Annotated in this window: 19 protein-coding genes, 1 pseudogene and 1 riboswitch; of the genes and pseudogenes, 13 read left to right on the forward strand and 7 right to left on the reverse strand. The window is 68.2% G+C overall.

The window, feature by feature from the left end:
• Positions 1-11: 11 nt before the first annotated feature.
• A complete protein-coding gene (locus HCT51_RS05010) occupies positions 12-647 on the forward strand; it encodes an alpha-hydroxy acid oxidase (protein WP_166870913.1) in 636 nt (211 codons plus the stop codon).
• Positions 648-750: 103 nt separating this feature from the next.
• Here HCT51_RS05010 and HCT51_RS05015 read toward each other — a convergent pair whose 3' ends face one another.
• Positions 751-1341, reverse strand: coding sequence for a hypothetical protein (locus HCT51_RS05015; RefSeq protein ID WP_166870915.1), 591 nt, complete (start codon positions 1339-1341; stop codon positions 751-753).
• 29 nt (positions 1342-1370) lie between these two features.
• Positions 1371-1485: riboswitch (SAM riboswitch) on the reverse strand.
• 265 nt (positions 1486-1750) lie between these two features.
• Here HCT51_RS05015 and HCT51_RS05020 point away from each other — a divergent pair.
• The 4 genes from HCT51_RS05020 (at position 1751) to HCT51_RS05035 (ending at position 6092) form a co-directional block, all read left to right on the forward strand.
• Positions 1751-2161, forward strand: a complete 411-nt coding sequence (locus HCT51_RS05020; protein WP_166870917.1) for a DUF7715 family protein — start codon at positions 1751-1753, stop codon at positions 2159-2161.
• Positions 2162-2197: 36 nt separating this feature from the next.
• Entirely contained in the window at positions 2198-4966 is a 2769-nt protein-coding gene (locus HCT51_RS05025; protein WP_166870919.1) for a winged helix-turn-helix domain-containing protein, read from the forward strand.
• A 119-nt stretch (positions 4967-5085) separates the two neighbouring features.
• Positions 5086-5796, forward strand: a complete 711-nt coding sequence (locus tag HCT51_RS05030) for a DUF2306 domain-containing protein (RefSeq protein ID WP_166870921.1) — start codon at positions 5086-5088, stop codon at positions 5794-5796.
• On the forward strand, positions 5793-6092 hold the full coding sequence (locus HCT51_RS05035) for a hypothetical protein (RefSeq protein ID WP_224760678.1): 300 nt from the start codon (positions 5793-5795) through the stop codon (positions 6090-6092). Before HCT51_RS05030 ends, HCT51_RS05035 begins: the two co-directional genes overlap by 4 nt.
• Before the next feature lie 6 nt (positions 6093-6098).
• Here the strand turns inward: HCT51_RS05035 and HCT51_RS05040 are convergent, their stop codons facing one another.
• On the reverse strand, positions 6099-6851 hold the full coding sequence (locus HCT51_RS05040; protein WP_166870923.1) for a hypothetical protein: 753 nt from the start codon (positions 6849-6851) through the stop codon (positions 6099-6101).
• Between the two features lie 176 nt (positions 6852-7027).
• Between HCT51_RS05040 and HCT51_RS05045 the strand changes: the two genes are divergently transcribed.
• Positions 7028-7318: a hypothetical protein gene (locus HCT51_RS05045; protein ID WP_166870925.1), complete on the forward strand. Its 291-nt coding sequence runs from the start codon at positions 7028-7030 to the stop codon at positions 7316-7318.
• 123 nt (positions 7319-7441) lie between these two features.
• Here the strand turns inward: HCT51_RS05045 and HCT51_RS05050 are convergent, their stop codons facing one another.
• Positions 7442-8008 (reverse strand): OsmC family protein, encoded by a 567-nt coding sequence (locus tag HCT51_RS05050; protein ID WP_166870926.1) that lies wholly within the window; start codon positions 8006-8008, stop codon positions 7442-7444.
• A 300-nt stretch (positions 8009-8308) separates the two neighbouring features.
• A complete protein-coding gene (locus HCT51_RS05055) occupies positions 8309-9973 on the reverse strand; it encodes a BCCT family transporter (RefSeq protein ID WP_166870928.1) in 1665 nt (554 codons plus the stop codon).
• Positions 9974-10068: 95 nt separating this feature from the next.
• Between HCT51_RS05055 and HCT51_RS05060 the strand changes: the two genes are divergently transcribed.
• On the forward strand, positions 10069-10713 hold the full coding sequence (locus tag HCT51_RS05060; protein WP_166870930.1) for a cob(I)yrinic acid a,c-diamide adenosyltransferase: 645 nt from the start codon (positions 10069-10071) through the stop codon (positions 10711-10713).
• 46 nt (positions 10714-10759) lie between these two features.
• Entirely contained in the window at positions 10760-11779 is a 1020-nt protein-coding gene (locus HCT51_RS05065; protein WP_166870932.1) for an LLM class flavin-dependent oxidoreductase, read from the forward strand.
• A 4-nt stretch (positions 11780-11783) separates the two neighbouring features.
• Here HCT51_RS05065 and HCT51_RS05070 read toward each other — a convergent pair whose 3' ends face one another.
• From HCT51_RS05070 to HCT51_RS19065, 3 genes and pseudogenes are all read right to left on the reverse strand, one after another.
• On the reverse strand, positions 11784-12641 hold the full coding sequence (locus HCT51_RS05070; protein WP_166870934.1) for an SRPBCC domain-containing protein: 858 nt from the start codon (positions 12639-12641) through the stop codon (positions 11784-11786).
• A gap of 5 nt (positions 12642-12646) precedes the next feature.
• Positions 12647-12781, reverse strand: coding sequence for a hypothetical protein (locus HCT51_RS18840; RefSeq protein ID WP_255523547.1), 135 nt, complete (start codon positions 12779-12781; stop codon positions 12647-12649).
• 484 nt (positions 12782-13265) lie between these two features.
• Positions 13266-13721, reverse strand: a pseudogene (locus HCT51_RS19065) (RNase H family protein); the annotation flags it as partial.
• Between the two features lie 159 nt (positions 13722-13880).
• Here HCT51_RS19065 and HCT51_RS05080 point away from each other — a divergent pair.
• The 5 genes from HCT51_RS05080 (at position 13881) to HCT51_RS05100 (ending at position 19073) form a co-directional block, all read left to right on the forward strand.
• Positions 13881-14954 carry a BMP family ABC transporter substrate-binding protein gene (locus HCT51_RS05080; RefSeq protein WP_166870938.1) on the forward strand — a complete coding sequence of 358 codons (1074 nt, stop codon included), beginning with the start codon at positions 13881-13883 and terminating at the stop codon, positions 14952-14954.
• A gap of 8 nt (positions 14955-14962) precedes the next feature.
• Positions 14963-16585, forward strand: coding sequence for an ABC transporter ATP-binding protein (locus tag HCT51_RS05085; RefSeq protein ID WP_166871370.1), 1623 nt, complete (start codon positions 14963-14965; stop codon positions 16583-16585).
• Positions 16582-17643, forward strand: coding sequence for an ABC transporter permease (locus HCT51_RS05090; protein WP_166870940.1), 1062 nt, complete (start codon positions 16582-16584; stop codon positions 17641-17643). The genes HCT51_RS05085 and HCT51_RS05090 overlap by 4 nt, the downstream gene beginning before the upstream one ends.
• Positions 17640-18539 carry an ABC transporter permease gene (locus HCT51_RS05095; protein ID WP_166870942.1) on the forward strand — a complete coding sequence of 300 codons (900 nt, stop codon included), beginning with the start codon at positions 17640-17642 and terminating at the stop codon, positions 18537-18539. Before HCT51_RS05090 ends, HCT51_RS05095 begins: the two co-directional genes overlap by 4 nt.
• 81 nt (positions 18540-18620) lie before the next feature.
• Positions 18621-19073, forward strand: a complete 453-nt coding sequence (locus HCT51_RS05100; RefSeq protein ID WP_166870944.1) for a nucleoside deaminase — start codon at positions 18621-18623, stop codon at positions 19071-19073.
• Positions 19074-19126 lie beyond the last annotated feature (53 nt).

Below are 19126 nucleotides of genomic sequence, written 5' to 3' on the forward strand. Positions count from 1 at the left end.
TTTAGAACTAAATGAAGTCTAAAACGAAGTTCTGGCGTACGTCAATAGGCGGCGACGGAGTGTGGTTCAACTTCCTCATAACCGAGCCGCTGAAGTTCGCCTTCGCGGCCGACGAGAACGCCGGTGTCGTCGCCGACGTCGTCGCGAACCTCTACGACCCCAGCGCCACCTTCGAAGACCTCAAGTGGAAGCGTGAAGCCTGGGGCGGGCCGATGGTGATCAAGGGCATCCAAACCCTCGACGACGCCAAGCGCTCCGTCGACTTCGGCCCCGACGGCCTGATCGTCTCGAACCACGGCGGACGTCAGCTTGACCGGGCACCGATCCCACTGCGTCTGCTGCCCGAGGTGGTCGACGCGGTCGGCGAGCAGACCGAGGTGATGATCGACACGGGCATCATGAACGGCGCCGACATTGTGGCATCCATCGCCCTCGGCGCGAAGTTCGCCTGGATCGGTCGCGCCTACCTGTGCGGACTGATGGCCGCCGGCGAAGAGGGCGTGGTTAAGACGGTCGAGATCCTCGAATCGGAGATCGTGCGCACCATGAAGTTGCTCGGCGTGAATAAGATCGCCGACCTGTACCCGGATCACGTGCGGCTGCTCGAGCAGCAGGGAATGCGCCAGGCGGTGCGACTGGTGTCCTGACCGGTACGGCGATCGCGAACGGCCGGTGAGCGGGTATCTCACCGGCCGTTCGCCCTAGGGAGCCGCCGCTGGCCTCAAGCTGCGCGGGAGCGGCATCCGCACATCATTCGTCCGTTGACGTGCTCAAGCGTCCGTCGCCATCGATCGTCCAACCGTCGGGCAGTCCCCGTGTGCCTTGTGCGAGCACCCAATCCGTGGTGCGCAGTGGAGTCATGCCCGCGTCGACGAGCTGAGGCCAGATCGCCCAATCGGCGGCGCGAAGGGTGATGCTGCCCGGTCCGCTTTTCTGCGGAACCTCCCGGATCAGCGGGTGCGGCTCTTTCAGATGGCCTTCCCGCAGGCAGAGCCGCAGCGTGTAGTAACGCTCCGGGGTGAAGCCGACCGCCTCGAAGGCGTGCGCGACCGGCACCCAACGGCTGATGGTCGTGTAGCTCCCGCGGTGAACCGCCGAGTAGGTCCCAACCGTGGCGGCAGCACCGATCCAGACCGGTTTGAAATCCACGAAGACCTTGCTCCACGCCACCCGGCGCTCTTCTGGAATGCTGCCCCACAGGTCGGCGGGGGATGGTTCGAGGCGGGGAACCGTGCCCATCTGCCCGGCGATGACATCCACCTCTGGATACAGTTCCGGAGCGGCCAGGTACTCGTCGATCGTGACCGTGATCGCGGCGGGGTTGTGGTGTTCGGCAGGCATGTGATGCCCCTTTCGGAAGGCGTTCGCCCTCCATCGACTTGCCCGAGACGGATGCCGCGGACCCGTTCTTCCCCTGGGGCACCCCAGTCGATGGACGGGGTTGCCGGACAGCCGGCCAGGTACCTCTGGCTGTCGCTCTTGAACGTGAAATCAGACTACGGTCGACCACCGACATCGGCGACCACACCGTAATCATCGCTGTGCGCGGAGTCCCGATTCTTGTACAAATTTGTGTACATATTTGGGACGGGTTGCTTTCAACGGACCTAAGAAGAACTGGCCTTCATGAAACCGGGGGTCCTCGGATATCGCAAGCCGATGTCGGTGGCCCGATCTAACCTGCTCATATCGAACACCTCTCGTGCCGGGAGTTGACCGCGACCGCGGTCCCGACACGAAGGAGACACTGATGAAAGCACTAGTGGCCACACGGCTGACCCAGGGCGCCCGCCGGAGCGACGGCACCGACTGCGTCGACGGCGAGCTGGTCTGGATGGTCGATGCCTGCGAGTACAGCCGGCGACAAGTCGACGGACCCTGCCTCTGCGGCCGGGCCTTCTCCGGCCTGCACTCGGACGGCTATACGACCACGGCGATGGTGCGCGAGCTCGCCGGATTCACCGAACGCGACTTCGAGTCGGCGCTGCGCTCGTGCTTCGCGGAGAAGGGCTGGTGCGCGTGCTGCCTCACGATGTCGGTGGAGGAACACGCCGCGAAGATGTTGAGCCTCGCCGCCCAATGGTCGGTGAACACGATTGTAGAGCGACGCCTCGACGTGGTGCAGTTGAGGCGGGTGGTGCCGATCGCCGGGGGAAAGTGACGCCGCGAAACATCGTCGGATCTCTATGATGGAGCAATGCCGACGCCGGTGGTCCTGGCCACGAAGCTCTTCATCCCTGCACCTCGACCACAGGCGGTTTCCCGGCCGAGGCTGGTCGAGCGGTTGAGCGACGGCCTGCGCGCCGGCCGCAAGCTCACGCTCGTCTCGGCCCCCGCCGGCTTCGGCAAGACCACCGTGCTCGCCGACTGGATCGAGAGCCTCCGGCAGCACGAGCCGGACACGCGCGTCGCCTGGCTGTCGCTCGACGAAGGCGACAGCGACCCAGCGCGCTTCCTGACTTATCTGCTCGCCGCCGTGCACGGCGCCGACGGAATCCCCTCAGACGGTCTCAACTCGGAGGCCCGGCAAGGGATGCCGGTTGAGGCGGCCCTGACGACTCTCATCAACGAGGTGGCCCAGTCGACGGTCGAGATCGTCCTGGTGCTCGACGACTTTCACACGATCGAGGCGGGGCCGGCGCGTGACGCCGTCGCGTTCCTGGTTGAGCATTGTCCGTCGAACCTGCACCTGGCCATCGGCAGCCGGGCCGACCCGCCGTTTCCGCTGGCCAGGATGCGGGGCCGCGGCGAGCTGACCGAACTGCGTGCCGCCGACCTGCGCTTCACCCCCGACGAGGCCGCCGCATTCCTCACCGAAATGGGACTCAGCCTGTCGGCGGACGACGTCGTCGCACTGGACACCCGCACCGAGGGCTGGATCGCCGGCCTGCAGTTGGCCGCCCTGTCGATGCGGGAGCGCAGCGACATCCGCGGCTTCATCGATGCGTTCACCGGCAGTAACCGCTTCGTCATCGACTACCTGGTCGAAGAGGTGCTGCAGCGCCAGCCCGAGCAGGTGCGCACCTTCCTGTTGCACTCCGCAGTGCTCGATCGGCTGACCGGTGCGCTGTGCGAGGCGGTCACGGGGCAGCCCGACGGTGCCGGCATGCTCGAGGCGCTGGAGCGGGACAACCTGTTCGTCATCCCGCTCGATGACCGCCGCGAGTGGTACCGCTACCACCACCTGTTCGCGGACGTTCTGCGCGCCCGCCTGCTGCAGCAGGACCGCGACCGGGTGCGCGCCCTGCATCGGCTCGCCAGCGACTGGTACGCACGCAACGACCTGGTCAACGATGCGGTAAAGCACGCGCTGGCGGCCGAGGACTTCGACCGGGCGGCGACCCTGATGGAGTGGGCAGTGCCCGCAATCCGCCGCGACCGGCAGGAGGCGACATTGCTCGGCTGGCTGAACGCGCTGCCAGAGGACGTCATCCGGCAGAAGCCTGTGCTCAGCGTGTACTTCGCCTACTCGCGGCTCGCGTCGGGAGCGCTCGAGGATGTCGAGCCTTGGCTGGCAGCCGCCGAGAGCGCGCTCGCCGCGGCGCCCGGCGCGACCGACCGCGGTCAGGAAGCGACGGTTGCCGCCGCCGCCGAAGCACCCGCCACCCCGTCGAACGAGGACGAACTGCGCGGCCTGCCCGTGACGATCGCGATGTACCGCTCGGCGCTGGCGCAGGCGCTCGGCGATGTCACGGGAACCGCCGAGCAGGCCGGGCGCGCGCTCGAACTGGCCGAGCCCGGTGATCATCTGGCGCGCGGCTCGGCGGGGGGAATGCTCGGGCTGGCGTCGTGGGCGCGCGGTGATCTGACTGCGGCGCTGCCAGCATTCTCCGAGGCGATGGCCGACCTGCGCTCCGCCGGATACCTGGCCGACGTACTGAGCGGCACGCTGATCCGAGCCGACATGTGCGTGGCGCAAGGCAGGCTGAACGAGGCGCGCCGGCTTTATCAGCAGGCGTTGACCTCGGCGGCAGCGCAGGATGTCGCGGGCGCCGTCGCACTTCCCGGACTGCATGCCGGGCTCGCCGAGCTGCACATCGAACGCGACGACCTGGATGCCGCAGCCTCACACCTGCAGCTCAGCAGCACGCTCGGCGAGGGCGCGTCCCTCAAGGAAACCCGGTATCGACGCTTCGTCGCGATGGCTCTGCTCAGGCAGGTCGAAGGGGATCCGGATGCCGTGGCCGACCTGCTGGGCGAGGCCGACCGGCTGTTTCTGCGCGGCTTCTTCCCCGAGGTGCGGCCGATTCCGGCGATGCGGGCCCGGATTTGGATCACTCAAGGCAAGCTCGCGGACGCCCTCGGCTGGGCCCGCGAACACGGGCTCGCCGCCACCGATGACGTCAGCTATCTGCGCGAGTACGAGCACCTCACCTTGGCCCGTCTGCTGATCGCCCAGCGTCGCGCGCGCACGGGGGAGAGCGACATCCGGAACACCATGGCCATGCTCGATCGTCTGTTGCCCGCCGCGGAAGCGGGCGGCCGTACCGGAAGCGTCACCGAGATTCTGATGCTGCAGGCTCTCGCGCTGGAGGCACAGGGCCAACTCACGCAGGCCATGGTGCCGCTGCGGCGGGCGTTGACCCAGGCCGCGCCGGAGGGTTACGTCCGCCTGTTCGCGAATGAGGGCGCAGCGATGGTGACGCTGCTTAACGAAGCGGCCAGGCGCGGGCTGTCGCCGGCCTACGTGCGTCGGCTGCAGGCCGCGCTCGGCGAGGTCGACGCGGTCGAGGCGCCGGGCGCCACATCGGCGGAACCGCTGGCCGAGCCGTTGAGCGAACGGGAACTGCACGTGCTCCGGCTGCTCGGCACCGAGTTGAGCGGCCCGGACATCGCCCGGGAACTGGTGGTGTCGCTGAACACGGTGCGCACTCACACCAAGAACATCTTCCGCAAGCTCGAGGTGACCAACCGGCGGGCGGCGATCCGCCGTGCCGAGCAGCTGAACCTGCTGGCCAAGCGGTGATCGCGCGGTGAACGCGGGCGAAGATCACCACCTGTGGTGATGACGAGTCACCACACGGCTCCGTAGCTTCTGACTGACGGTCGAGCAGGGTTCTCGATCGACTCGGACAGGAGCAGCAGATGAGCATCACGTCGTCGTCCACTCTGACGGCCGCGCAGCCGAAGCGCCGGAGCAGACCCGGATGGCTGGTGCCCGCGGGGCTGATCGTGCTGGCCCTGATTCCGGTGGTGATGGGCTCGCTCCGGCTGGTGGAGCTGGGCGGCGGCGCGGCTACGTTGCCGAACAACCCGCGGGCCGACGCGTCGCCGCTGCCGATCGTGATCCACATCGTCAGCGTCACCGTGTTCTCGGTGCTGGGGGCGATGCAGTTCGCGCCGGGGCTGCGGCGCCGTCCCGCCCGCTGGCACCGCATCGCCGGACGTGTTCTCGTCTTCCCTGCCGGGATTCTCGCCGCAGGGTCGGCGCTCTGGATGACCGTGTTCTACGCTCACCCGGAGGGAACCGGCGAGCTGCTCGTGGTGTTCCGGCTCATATTGGGTTCGGCCATGCTGGCCTCGCTGGTGCTCGGCCTGCTCGCCATCCGGAAGCGCGCAATCATGACTCACCGGGCGTGGATGACGCGGGCCTACGCCATCGGACTCGGTGCAGGCACGCAGGTGTTCACCCTGACGATCGGCCCGCTGGTGCTGGGCCCACTCACCGAGACCACTACCGCGTTGATGCACCTGGCCGGCTGGGTGATCAACCTCGCAGTGGCCGAGTGGGCGATCCGGCGGCGGTTGACGAGCCCGGCGACTGCTCGAGCGCGCGGGCGGGTGGCGGCGCGATGACCGGCTCGAACCGGGCGGCCGCCGACCGCGACGGGCAGCTGCGCTATGAGATTCGGCTCGACGGGCACCTCGATGAACGTTGGGCCGAGTGGTTCGAAGGCTTGAGCATCACCCGCGATGGCGACGGGACCACCGCCCTGTCGGGCCCGGTCACCGACCAGGCGGCGCTGCACGGATTGCTCGGCAAGGTGCGCGACCTGGGGATGACGCTGGTGTCGGTGAATGTGATCGGCGGAGGCGGAGGCGGAGGCGGTGGCCGTGGTGGCGGTGGCCGCGGCCACGGCGGGGTGCGGTAGCGCCGGTCAGGATTCGGCGCTGCCCTCCGCGATGGCGCGTTCCACCGGCGACCGCGTGTCGGCATCCGTTCGCCCGCTGGCCTCCTCGGCCACCCGCTGCTCGGCCCGCCGCTTGATCATTGGAAGGGCGAGATACCGGATCGTCACGATTCCCGCCGAGATGGGACCCCAATAGAGCCGGAACCGGCGCCGCGCCTCGGCGTCCGTGGTGCCGACGCGGGTGCGGGTGACCAGCAGGCAGCTGTCTGGACCGGTCGGTTGGGCCTCGATAGTCACCGCGATCTTGGCGTATCCCGGTTCGTTGAACGCGGCGAACTGGTCGAGGGGGAGTGATTCGAACTTCACGGTGCTGCGCCACGGCTGGGTGTATGCGCCGAGCACGAGCCGGTGGCCCGGGTCCCAGTCCAGAATCTGCCAGCCGAGTCCCTCCGTTTCGGCGACGAGGCCGCGCACTTTCGGCATCCGGAACGGCTCCCCGCCGAGCATCGCCGGGATCGCGCGGAGCCAGAGAATCGCGCGGATCGGTGGCGACTGCCACAGGTCGATGTCGCGGGCGACCGAGAACGCGATGGCCGCGGGGGCGTCGATGGCGATCTGGTGCCATTCGTCGACCTCCGGGTGGGGAATCACCTTGTCGAGTACCGGGTCCGGCGGCTGGCGTACCGGGTTGCCGTACCGTGCCCATCTCGCCGCACAGTAGCCCGCGGCCACGCCGACGAATGCGGCCACTGCCGTGCCGACAGCCTCAATCGGTTTCATGACTTCAGTATTTCGCGGGGCAGAACCTCAGGATAGGGATGCCGCAGGGCAGCGTCTGGGTGTATGAGGGGGCGCACGGATCGCGCACCAGATGCCGCGACCGCCCCCTATCCGCCGGACTGCGGGCGGGCGTAGCCTGAGCGAACACCCACCCTCGGTCGCTCATTGGAGACACCATGGCTGTCCTGCGTGCTTACCTGTCGGTTTCAGATTTCGACAGCTGGAAGGAAAACTTCGACAGCGATCCGATGGATCGCAAAGGATCCGGCGTCATCCGCTACTGGGTGCACCGCCCGATCGACGAGCCCACGATCGTGCTCGTCGACCTTGAGCTGGGCAGCGTGGAGCAGGCGAAAGCCTTGCTGGCGCGGCTCGAGGAGTTCTGGGCATCCGGACGGGCGCCGATCGTCGGCACTCCGCGCACGCAGATCGCTGAGACGGTGGATGTCGTGGAGCTCGGCGGATGACATGAAGCCGCGACGCCCGTTGCGCGGTGCCACCCGTCGCTTGCGACATCCGGTTCGCGATTGAGCCAGGTTGTCGCGCTTGAGCCACCGCGCGGTGGCTCAACCGCGACAAACGGGATCAGGTCAGTTTGCCACCAGAGTCACGCTCACCGGCGTCGCGTTCGCGAACAGGTCGAGCACCGGGCAGTGCGCGTCGACGACGCGGTGCAGTTCCTCGTAGCGGTCATCGCTCTCCGGCCCGGTGACGTTGATGGTCAGGCGCACGTCGGAGAAGCCGGGGCGCACGCTGTCGTTTAGGCCGAACAGCCCGTGCACATCGAGGTCACCCTCGGCCTGAGCGGTGATCGAGTCGATCTCGATGCCGAGGTTCTGCGCGTACAGCCTGTAGACCACGATCTGGCAGGAGATCAGGGCGCCGAGGGCGATCTCGACCGGGCTGGCTGCGATGTCATCGCCGGCCAAGCCGGCCGGCTCGTCGACGAAGAATTCGTGCGTGCCGGCGGAGATCCGGGAGGCGACGGCCCCCTCGCCCTGCCCGCCGACCTTGTAGGTCAATTGGGCGCTAGCGGGGCTGGCGGTGACCCGTTCGGTCCACGTGGTTCCTGCATCGATAAGTCGGGTTGCGCGCTCGTCAGCAGTGACTATGGGCGCGGCGGCGGCGGTGAGTGCTGCGGTGGCGGTCAGTGACATGGTGTCGGTCCTTCCATCGGGGGATGAGTGCACCCACCGTAGGAAGGATCAGCGGATGCGTCGAGGCTCGGGCGCACATGACGTAACAGGGCGAAACGGGAGGTAATCCGCTCGACGTATGGCGAAAGTCGTGCTTGCGGCCAGACCCGCCGCGGGTTGAGACTGCGCGACTGATCCAGTTTGTCGGGATTGAGCCACCGCGCGGTGGCTCAACCGCGACAGGCTGGCTCAACCGCACTGACCACCACGAGGGCGAGGGCGAGCTCGCGCGGACGGATCACTCCCAGCAGAGCCGCCCGCCTACGCCGAACCCGCAGTCCCGACATCCGGATCCGGACCCTCCTGCACCTCGACCGGCCGAGTGAACGGCACGTTGGCTTGCACCTCCGTGGCGCTGCGAACCGGGCCGAGACGGCGCCGGCGCAGCGGGTCGCGGCGCAGGTCGACGTAGAGCGACACGCACAACCCGATCATGATGATCACGAACGGACTGGCCGCGAGGATCGTGAAGGTCTGCAGCGCGCCCAGCCCGCCCACGAACAGCAGCACCGCGGCCACGGCGCCGGTGAGCACCGCCCAGAGGATCACCAGCGGTTTCCACGGATGGTTGCTGCCGCGGGTGGACAGCGTGCCGAGCACGAGGGATCCGGCATCCGCCCCGCTCACAAAGAACACCGCGGTCAGCACCATCACGATCAAGGAGGTGCCGATGAAGAACGGGTACTGCTGCAGGGTCGCGAAGAAGGCGGCCGCCTCGTTGCCGGTGCCGGCGATGTCGACGCCGTTCACCTGCAGGTTGATGCCGGCCCCGCCGAACACGGTGAACCAGAGCATGCTCACCCCGGTGGGCACCAGCAGCACGCCGAGCACGAACTCGCGGATGGTGCGTCCGCGCGAGATGCGGGCGATGAAGTTGCCCACGAACGGGGTCCAGGAGATCCACCAGGCCCAGTAGAAGATGGTCCAGCTGGCCAGCCAGTCGCCGCCGCCGAACACCGCAGACTGGAAGCTCATCGGGATGATGGTGCTGAAGTATGCGCCGATCGATTCCGGCAGCAGGTCGAGGATGAACACGGTGGGGCCGGCGACGAAGACGAAGGTGATCAGCACTGCGGAGAGCACCATGTTGGTGTTGCTCAGCCACTTGATGCCCTTCGACACCCCGCTCGCCGCCGAGAACACCACGCCCACGGTGAGCACGCAGATGACCAGGATCGGCAGCAGCGTGCCCGGATCATCGGAGAATTCGCCGGTGGCCAGCAGCGAGATTCCGGCGGCGATCTGCAGGGCGCCGAGGCCGAGGGATGTCGCGGAGCCGAACTTGGTGCAGATGATGGCGAGGATGTCGATGGGTTTGCCCCATCCGCGCCGCACGATACGGTCCTCACCGAGGATCGCCTGGAACGGTGCGCTCATCAGGTTGCCGCGGCCCATCCGGAAGGTGGAGTACGCCAGCGCCAGGCCCACCACGGAGTAGATGGCCCACGGGTGCAGCCCCCAGTGGAAGAACGTGTATGCCATGGCGGTGCTGGCCGCCTCCGCGCTGCCGGGTTCGGCACCGACGAATGGGGGAGGCGACTCCAGGTGCGTGACCGGCTCGTACACGCCGAAGAACATCAGGCCGATGCCCATCCCGGCGCTGAACATCATCGACACCCAGGACAGCGTGGAGAACTCGGCTTTCTCACCCTCGCGGGAGAGCGGGATGCTGCCGTACCGGCCGAACGCCAACACGATGGCGAACACCACGAAACCGGTCGAGCCGAGAATGAACAGCCAGCCGAGGTTGGAGGTGATCCAAGCGAGAGCGACCGCTGCCCCGTCGCCTACCTGCTGCGTGAACACCACGCCGAGTATGCAGAGCACCACGATGATGCTGGCGGCCACGCCGAACACGGTCTTGTCGACGCTTTCCCACCCCTTCCCCGATGCGGTGGGCAGGGCTTTCGTGGCGTCGTTCGACATGATGATCTCCGTCGACCTGTCGGGGGCACCCCGTGTGAGAACCCGATTCACGCAACGCTACCCCCGCGGTGAGAGGGATGACTAGAGTGGCCGCTATGGCTGACGCCGATGAAGTCGAGCCGACCGAACTGGTCTACAACTCGCGTGAGGGAGACAACGGACGCACCGATTTCGGGCGTCATGGCGACCTGCCCAAATGGGATTCCCGGGTGGCTGCCTGGCAAGACTGCGAAGAGGCCAATGCGGCGATCAGCCTGTCGATGGCGGTGAGCGGCTTCGCGATCGACGTGAACTCCACGCTGGCCAGCGTGCAGAACGACCTGTACGACCTCGGCGCCGACCTCGCGGCGCCGTTCGATGATCCGGAGCCCGCGGTGGCGCGCATCCACGACGCCCACCTGGTGCGGTTGGAACGCGCGATCGAGTACTACGGGCAGAACGCTTCCGACCTCAGCGGCCGGGTGCTGCCCGGAGGCACCGTCGCCGCCGCGAGCCTGTTCCACGCCCGCGCGGTGGTGCGGCGGGCGGAGCGGATGACCTGGATCGCGTGGCAGCAGCACCGGCAGTCGGTTAACGTGCTCACCGCCCGCTACCTGAATCGACTGTCCACGCTGCTGTTCGTACTGGCCCGCAGCGCCAACGTGGAGCACGGCGACTCATACTGGCAGCCCGAGGCCTCGTACGTGGCGATGGAGCAGGAGCCCGAAGCGACGGATGCCGACGACCTGCCGACCCCGTAGCTAACCGTCTCGGAATACTTCGACCACCTGAGACGCTGCACCGGGTGTGAAGCGCATCGGATTCCTCTCCTTCGGCCATTACCAAGACGTACCCGGGTCGCTGGTGCGCACCGCACAAGATGCGCTGCTGCAGTCGATCGAGCTGGCGGTCGCCGCCGAGGAGGTCGGTGTCGACGGCGCCTTCGTGCGCGTGCACCACTTCGCCCCGCAACTGGCCTCCCCGTTCCCGCTGCTCGCAGCGATGGGCGCCCGCACCAGCCGCATCGAAATCGGCACCGGCGTGATCGACATGCGTTACGAAAATCCTCTATACATGGCTGAAGAGGCCGCGGCCGCCGACCTGATCAGCGGCGGCAGGCTGCAGCTCGGCGTCAGCCGGGGATCACCCGAGCACGCCATGAACGGCTACGAGGCCTTCGGCTACGTTCCAGCGGAGGGTCACACCGACGCCGATGACGCCCGCACCAAGACCCAGATCTTCCTGCAGGCGATCGAGGGCGCCGGCGTCGTCGCCGCCAACCCGCGGATGACCGGGCACTCCGGCGCGCTCGCCATCGAGCCGCACTCGCCGGGGCTGCGCGACCGCATCTGGTGGGGCTCCGGCACCCGAGCCACCGCCAAGTGGACCGCCGAACAGGGCATGAACCTGATGAGTTCCACCCTGCTCACCGAAGACACCGGCGAACAGTTCAGCGACCTGCAGGCCGAGCAGATCCAGGTGTTCCGCGACACCTGGACCGAGGCCGGCCACACCTGGACGCCGCGCGTCTCGGTGAGCCGCAGCATCATCCCGCTGGTCACCGACGAAGACCGGCACTACTTCGGCCTGCGCGCCCAGGTCGAGGGCAAGGACCAGGTCGGCCAGCTCGAAGGCACCCTCGCCCGCTTCGGCAAGAGCTACATCGGCGAGCCCGACGCGCTGGTCGAACAGCTGGCTCTGGATGCCGCGGTCGAGGCCGCGGACACCCTGCTAATCACCGTGCCGAACCAGCTGGGTGTCGACTACAACGCCAAGCTGCTGGAGAGCGTGGTCAAGTACGTCGCCCCGGCACTCGGCTGGCGGTAACGACTCACGACGTGGCGGCGGTGTCGCCAGACTCTTCATCCGGCGCCGCGATCACCTTCTGCACCAGACGCTCGATGTGGTCGTGCCAGCGGATCCGCAGGTCGTCGACCTGATTGCCGATCCCGGTGTGGGTGAGCACGATGCGCGCGCCGCCGGGGCCGGTCTGCACCTCCCAGCGCAGGCTTCCGCCGTTCGCGAGCTCGATCTCCACCCACTCGCCGTCGACGCGGCCGCTGATCTGGCCCGGACCGAGCCGGCCCGGCGCCAGCTGCTCAAGAGTGGTCGGATGCAGCACCCGCCACACCTTCTCGGGTGACTGCAACATCAGCTGTCGTTCGACCCGCAGGGTGTCGTGGCCGATCGTCGGCCGGTCGAGCCCGAACTCCTTCACATAGTCCTCGTAGCGCTCGATCGAGGGTGACGCCTCGCGCGCCGGCAGCCCGTCGAGCAGGTCGCCGAGCACCTCAAGGCAGGTGTCCCAGCCGTCCGCATAGGCTGCCGCGGCCGGACGGTCATCGAACTCGTGGATGAAGGTCAGCAGGCTGCCGCCGTCATCCGGCTGCACCTCGATCGTGATCGAGTTGTCACTCTCCCGTGACATTTCTTCCGGCGATGTCTCCGTGAAGGCCAGTCGGGTGCCGGGTGCCAGTTCGGTCACCCGTCCTGTGCTGGTGAAGTCGTCTCCGTAGTCGAACCGGATGTCCGTGCCCACAGCGGGCTCGAACTCCACGATCTGCGCCGGATACCACTGGCTCAGCTTCTGGGGATGGACCACGTACGACCACAGCTTCTCTGCCGAGTGCATGAACCGGCGCTGGATCGTCAGCGTCTGCCGTCCGTTGGTCTCGGTCAGAGTGGCCATGCAGTTCAGGTTACGCCGGGCGGCGCGGGTGTGGCACCCGGCTGCCCGTCAGCGCGCGCCGCCTGCTCCGCGACATCCGACGCCAACAGCTTGTGCAACAGCCGGTCCAGCGTGTCTGCCTCGTCGTCGAAGCTCGCCACGGGCTCGGCTCCGGCGGTTCAGGATGCCGCGGATCTGACGTCCGCCAACCGCTGAGTTCCGCGCTGGCCTGGCAGGGCTCCCATCAGGGCTCCCCACACCACTAGACGACTCGGTGCCCCCGTTATGGCGGGGGCGCCGAGTCGTTTTCGGCTGCGACGAGCGCCAGATTTGATGCCGGAGCTAGATCAGGCTGCGCAGCAGTTCCTCTACGGTGACGCCGTCGAGGCGGGCCCGCTGCTGCAGCCGGGTGTGCTCCTCGGTGGTCAGCGAGAGGCTGATGGTGTGCCACTCGTCCGGCTCGACATCCCCGTCGAAGTCGAACAGCGCCGGCTCGTCGGCCTCCACCGCCGCGGGCACGAGGGCTTCGACATCCGCCAGCGTCTCGGGTTCCATCACGATCTCGGAGATCGCGGCCGAGGCGGACGGGGCGGCGGTGGTGACCGCGCGAGGTGTCACGGTGACGCCCACGTCGGTGGATGTGTTCCAGCCCGGTCCGCTCGGAATTGTGAGGCCCCGCTGGTACGCCTCGGCCACAGCGCGGGCGCGGGCGTCAGCGGCCTCGTTCAGCACGTGGCCGACGTGGCCCTTTACCCATTCGAAGCGGTACTGCCGGCCGGCGATGGCCTCATCGAGCTCCTTGAGCAGTTCGAGGTTGAGCACCGGCTTGCCGTCGCCCTTGCGCCATCCCTTGGCCTTCCAACCGCGCATCCACTTGGTCACCGCGTTGATCACGTACTGGCTGTCGCAGAGCACGAGCAGGTCGTCATCGAGGTGGGCGGTGGCCTTGAACAGCTCGAGCACCGCCTTCAGCTCGCCCTGGTTGTTGGTGGCGTGCTTCCAGCCGCCGGCCCCCCAGCAGCCATCATCGACGTACCAGGCCCAGCCTGCGGGTCCGGGGTTGCCGAGGGCGGAGCCGTCAGCGGCAGCAACGATTGTCATGCGGGCCTTTCCATGGGGGACACCGCAATCGTATCCGGGCACACGATCGGCGCATTGTTCCGCAATCGGGACGGTTGACCGCTGGTCAGCGGCGACACGCGTGCCTATCGTCGTAATTAGCGCCAACCCCGCACCACCTTGATCAAGAGTGAGGCCACCATGATGCGCTCAAGCACCACCCAACCCTTCATCCGCCGCGCGCTGGCAGGCGCCGGGCTCGCCACCGCAGCGGCCCTGATCCTCGCCGGCTGCGGCGGCACCACCGGCGACGAGCCGGCCGCCACTAACGGTGGCGACAGCGAGGTCCCCACCGTGTTCGGCGCCTTCGCCACGCCGCTCGAGGAACCGTGGGACGGCGCCATCCACAACGCCCTGCAGGCCGCCGAAGACGACGGCGACATCCAGTACGACTACGTCGACAACCTGCACACCGCCGACGAGATGGAACGCGCGCTGCGCGACATCATCGGCAGCCAGGATCCCGACATCATCATCGGTGACGCGTTCGCCGCCGAAGAGGCCGTGCGGGCTGTTGCCGCCGAGTTCCCCGACACCGCGTTCGCGTTCGGCTCTGGCGGTGAGGAGCAGGCACCCAACTTCAGCGTCTTCGATAACTGGATGCAGGATCCCGCCTACCTGGCCGGCATGCTCGGCGGAGGCCTGACCACCAGCGGCACGATCGGGGTCGTCGCCGCCATGCCGATCCCCGAGGTCAACCGCATCGTGAACGGGTTCATCGAGGGCGTGAAGCAGACCAACCCGACCGCCACGGTCACTGTGTCGTTCATCAACTCGTTCTTCGATCCCGCCACCGCCAAGCAGGCTGCGGAGGCAGCCATCGCCGGCGGCGCCGACGTGCTGTTCGCCGAACGCGACGGCGTCATCGCCGCAGCGGCCGAGCACAGCCTGCCGGTGTTCGGCATGATGGTCGACCAGCAGGATCAGGCGCCCGAGTACGTGGTGACCTCGCTGCTGTGGAACATGCGACCGACCGTAGACGCGGTGGTCAAAGCCGTGGTGGATGGCAGCTACGAGGCCAGCAACCTGGCGGAGTACTCGTTCATGGTGAACGGCGGCAGCGAACTGGCGCCGATCAACGAGAACACCGCGTTCGAGATCCCCGCCGACCTGCTCACCACCGTCGAGGCGCGCGAACAGGAGGTGCTCGACGGCACCTTCGAGACGCCGATCAACGAGGAAGCTCCGGCGGGCTCGACCACCGTCGGGCAGTAGTGACCGACATGCCCGTGGGGGCGGTATCCACCGACACCGCCCCCACCACGGCCCTGGCCGAACTGGTCGGCATCACCAAGACGTTCGGGCCGGTCGTCGCCAACGACGCGATCGACCTGGCCGTGGCGCGCGGCGAAGTGCATGCGCTGCTCGGCGAGAACGGGGCGGGCAAGAGCACGCTCACCCGCATCCTCTACGGGCTCAGCCAGCCCGACGCCGGCGAGATCCGCATCGACGGGCGGCCGACCCGGATCACCTCACCGTCCGATGCGATCGCCGCCGGCATCGGCATGGTCACCCAGGAGTTCTCGCTGGTCGGCACGATGACCGTCACCGAGAACCTCATGCTCGTCGGGGTCGGCCTCGGGCGCATCAGCCGGGACGCCGCCCGGGAGCGCGTGCTCGCGGCGGCGGCACGCATCGGCGTCGCCATCAACCCCGACGCCATCGTCGAGACCCTGTCGGTGGGGGAGCGGCAGCGGGTCGAGATCGTGAAGGCGCTGTTCCACGACTGCCGCCTGCTGATCCTCGACGAGCCCACCGCGGTGCTGGTGCCGCACGACGTCGAGCTGCTGTTCGACGCCATCCGCCGGCTGACCGCCGAGGGCATGGGCGTCATCTTCATCTCGCACAAGCTGCACGAAGTGGTGGCCATCGCCGAGCACATCAGCATCCTGCGTCGCGGCAAGGTCGTGGCATCCGTGTCGGCGGCAGGACTGCAACCGCGGCAGATCGCCGCGATCATGGTGGGGGCGGATGTCGCGCAGACCAGCGACGAGGTGACGGCCGAGGCACTCGGCACCTCGATCGGGCTGAACACGCCGGCCGCGCTGCAGACCAACGGCGCGCAGCAGACCACCGCCGCGGAGCCGCCCGAGCCGCGGCCGCTCACCGCCCCGCCATCGCTCGCCATCGAGCACCTCACCCTCGCCGGCTCCGGCAAACCGGTGCTCGACGGGCTGAGCGTGACGGTGGCCTCCGGCGAGATCGTCGGGGTCGCCGGCGTCTCGGGCAACGGGCAGACCGAACTGATGCAGGTGCTCTGCGGCAGGATCGCCGCCAGCAGCGGAACCGTGCGGGTCGGCGCCACCGACATCACCCACCTCGACGTCACCGCGCGCATCAGCGCCGGACTCGGCCGGCTCACCGAAGACCGCAGGGGCAGCGTCATCCCGAGCCTCACCGTCGAGCAGAACCTGGTGCTCGAAGACCTCGACCGCTTCCGCCGCGGACCGTTCCTCGACCGCCGCCGGGTGCGCGAGCACGTGCGCGCGTTGATGGACCGCTTCGACATCCGCGCCAACGCCCGCGACCCGATCCGCAGCCTCTCCGGAGGCAACATGCAGAAAGTGCTGTTGGCGCGGGCAATCGCCCGCAACCCGCGGGCGCTGGTGGCCTCGCAACCGACGCGCGGGCTGGATGTCGCGGCCTGCGAGTACGTCTACTCGCAACTGCGCGCGCTGCGCGATGACGGCGCCGGGGTGCTGCTGATCTCCGAGGACCTCGACGAACTGATCGGCGTGTGCGACCGGATCGTGGTGATCCTCTCCGGCCAGATCGTCGGCGAGCTGGCCGCCGCCGACGCCACCCGGGAACGGCTCGGCCTGCTGATGACCGGGGGAGGCGCATGAAACTGATGCTGCGCGCCCGCGAGTCCCGGTGGCTGGCCCCGGCCGCGGTGCTGCTGGCCGTGCTGCTGACCCTCGCGATCACCGCCGGGCCGATCCGGCTGGCCGGCGCGAACCCGCTCGCGGCGTACGAACGGTACACCCTCACCCCGCTCACCACCGCGGGCGGCATCGGTGAAGTGCTGCTGGCGGCGACCCCGCTGATCTTCACCGGCCTGTCCGTGGCGATCGCATTCCGAGTCGGCTACTACAACATCGGCGCGGAAGGCCAGTTCCTCGCCGGAGCCGTGGCGGCCAGCATCCCGGGCCTGTACCTGCCCGACCTGCCCGCCGTGATCGCCCTGCCGCTGGCGCTCGCCGCCGGGGCTGCCGGCGGGCTGCTCTGGGCGCTGCTGCCGGCCTGGCTGAGACGCACGGTGGGCATCGACGAGGTGGTGACGACACTGCTGCTGAACCCGGTCGCGCTGCTGCTGATCCAGGGACTGCTGAACGGCCCGTGGCGCAACTCGGCCACCGGGTTTCCCGACTCCGACCGTTACGGCCCCGGCTACGACCTGCCGGCTGTGGTGCCGGGGTCTCGGGTGCACTGGGGGCTGGTGATCGCGATCGTGCTGGTCGCCGTCACCTGGATCGTGATGTCGTACACGCCGCTCGGGCTTCGGCTGCGCGCGGCAGGACAATCGCCGAATGCCGCAGCCTTCAGCGGCATCCGGGTGTCCACCCTGCAGTGGCGCAGCGCCCTCGTCTCGGGTGCGGTGGCCGGGCTCGGCGGCGCCAGCCAGGTGCTCGGCGTGCAGCACCAACTCACCGCGAGCGTCGCCAGCGGCTACGGCTACACCGGGGTGGTGGTGGCGTCGCTCGGTGCCCTGACCGCCGGTGGCGTGCTGCTGGTGGCGTTGCTGCTCGGCGACATCGCCGTCGGCGCGCAGAACGCGTCGATCGTCCTGCAGCTGCCCACCCAGATGGGCGCCATCGTCAGCTCCACGCTGCTGCTGGCCGTGGTGTCCGTGATGGCGTTGCGCCGCTACCGGCTGGTGCTCGGCCAAAGGCGGCGCCGATGAACTTCCCGCTGATCGCGGTGATCGCCGCGACGTTCACCATCGCCACCCCGCTGGTCTGGGCGGCGCTCGGCGCCGTCGTGAACGAGCGCACCGGTATCCTGAATCTAGGAATCGAAGGCACCATGTACGCCGGCGCCTTCGTCGGGTTCTTCATCGCCGCGACCACCGGCTCGGTGTGGATGGCGCTGCTCGCCGCGATCCTGGCGGGGGTGCTGGCCGGGGCGCTGATGGGGGTGCTCACCGTGACGCTCGGCGTGAACCAGCACGTGGCCGGCATCGGCACCACCCTGCTGCTGGTCGCCGCCTGCGACTTCACCAACCGGCTACTGTTCTCCACCGGCACCCAGACCACTACCGAGAAGTTCGATCGACTGTTCCCGGGCAGCGGGGTGTTCGCGCAGTACCCGCTGACTTACGTCGGCTTCCTGCTGCTGGCGCCCGCGCTCTGGTGGGTGCTGCGCTCCAGCGGGTTCGGGCTGCGGTTGAACGCCGTCGGCGAGAACCCGGAGGCAGCGGATGCCGCGGGCATTCCGGTCGCGGGTACCCGGTATGCCGCGCTGATGATCGGCGGCGCGCTCATGGCGGTCGGCGGATCGTTCCTCACCGTGTCGCTGCTCGGCAGCTTCACCCTGGACATCGTTAGCGGACGCGGCTGGATCTGCATCGCCCTGGTGATCTTCGGCCGCTGGAAGGTGTGGCCGGTGGTGGCCGGCGCGCTGCTGTTCGGGGTCGCCGATGCGCTGCAGCTGCAGCTGGCGATCACCCCGCTGTTCAGCCAGGTGCCGAACGAGTTGCTGATCGCCTTCCCGTACTTGGTGGTGATCGCCGCCCTGGTGATCGGAGGCCGCGGCGTGCGGTACCCGGGCGCGTATCTCACTCCGTATCGGCGGGCGTAGGCGCGCGGCATCCGATGATCGCGGCATCCGATAATTCAGACCAATCTCGACCAATCCTGACCAACCCGAATGGAGACCCTGATGGCCCTCACCGATTCCGAGAAGCTGGCGCCGGCGCTCGCCGAGGCCAAGGTGGGCCTGGCCGAGGGCGGCATCCCGATCGGCGCCGCCCTGATCGTGGACGACGAGGTGATCGCGGTCGGGCACAACCGGCGGGTGCAGTCGGGCAGCGCCATCCACCACGGCGAGACCAACTGTCTCGAGAACGCCGGCCGGCTGCCGGCGAGCGTGTACGCCCGCGCCACGATGGTCACCACCCTGTCGCCGTGCGACATGTGCACCGGCGCCATCCTGCTGTACGGCATCCCGCGGGTGATCATCGGCGAGAACAGCACGTTCTACGGCGGTGAGGACTACCTGCGGCAGCGCGGCGTGCAGGTCACCGTGCTGAACGACCCGGAGTGCGTGGCGATGATGACCGAGTTCATCGAGAAGAACCCGGAGCTGTGGAACGAGGACATCGGCGAGGAGTGATGCCACCGGCCGAGCCTGAAACCGTTTGAGCGGCAGATACGTCCGCTCTGAAA

Source organism: Salinibacterium sp. ZJ450 (assembly GCF_011751885.2).
Taxonomy (GTDB): Bacteria; Actinomycetota; Actinomycetes; order Actinomycetales; family Microbacteriaceae; genus Ruicaihuangia.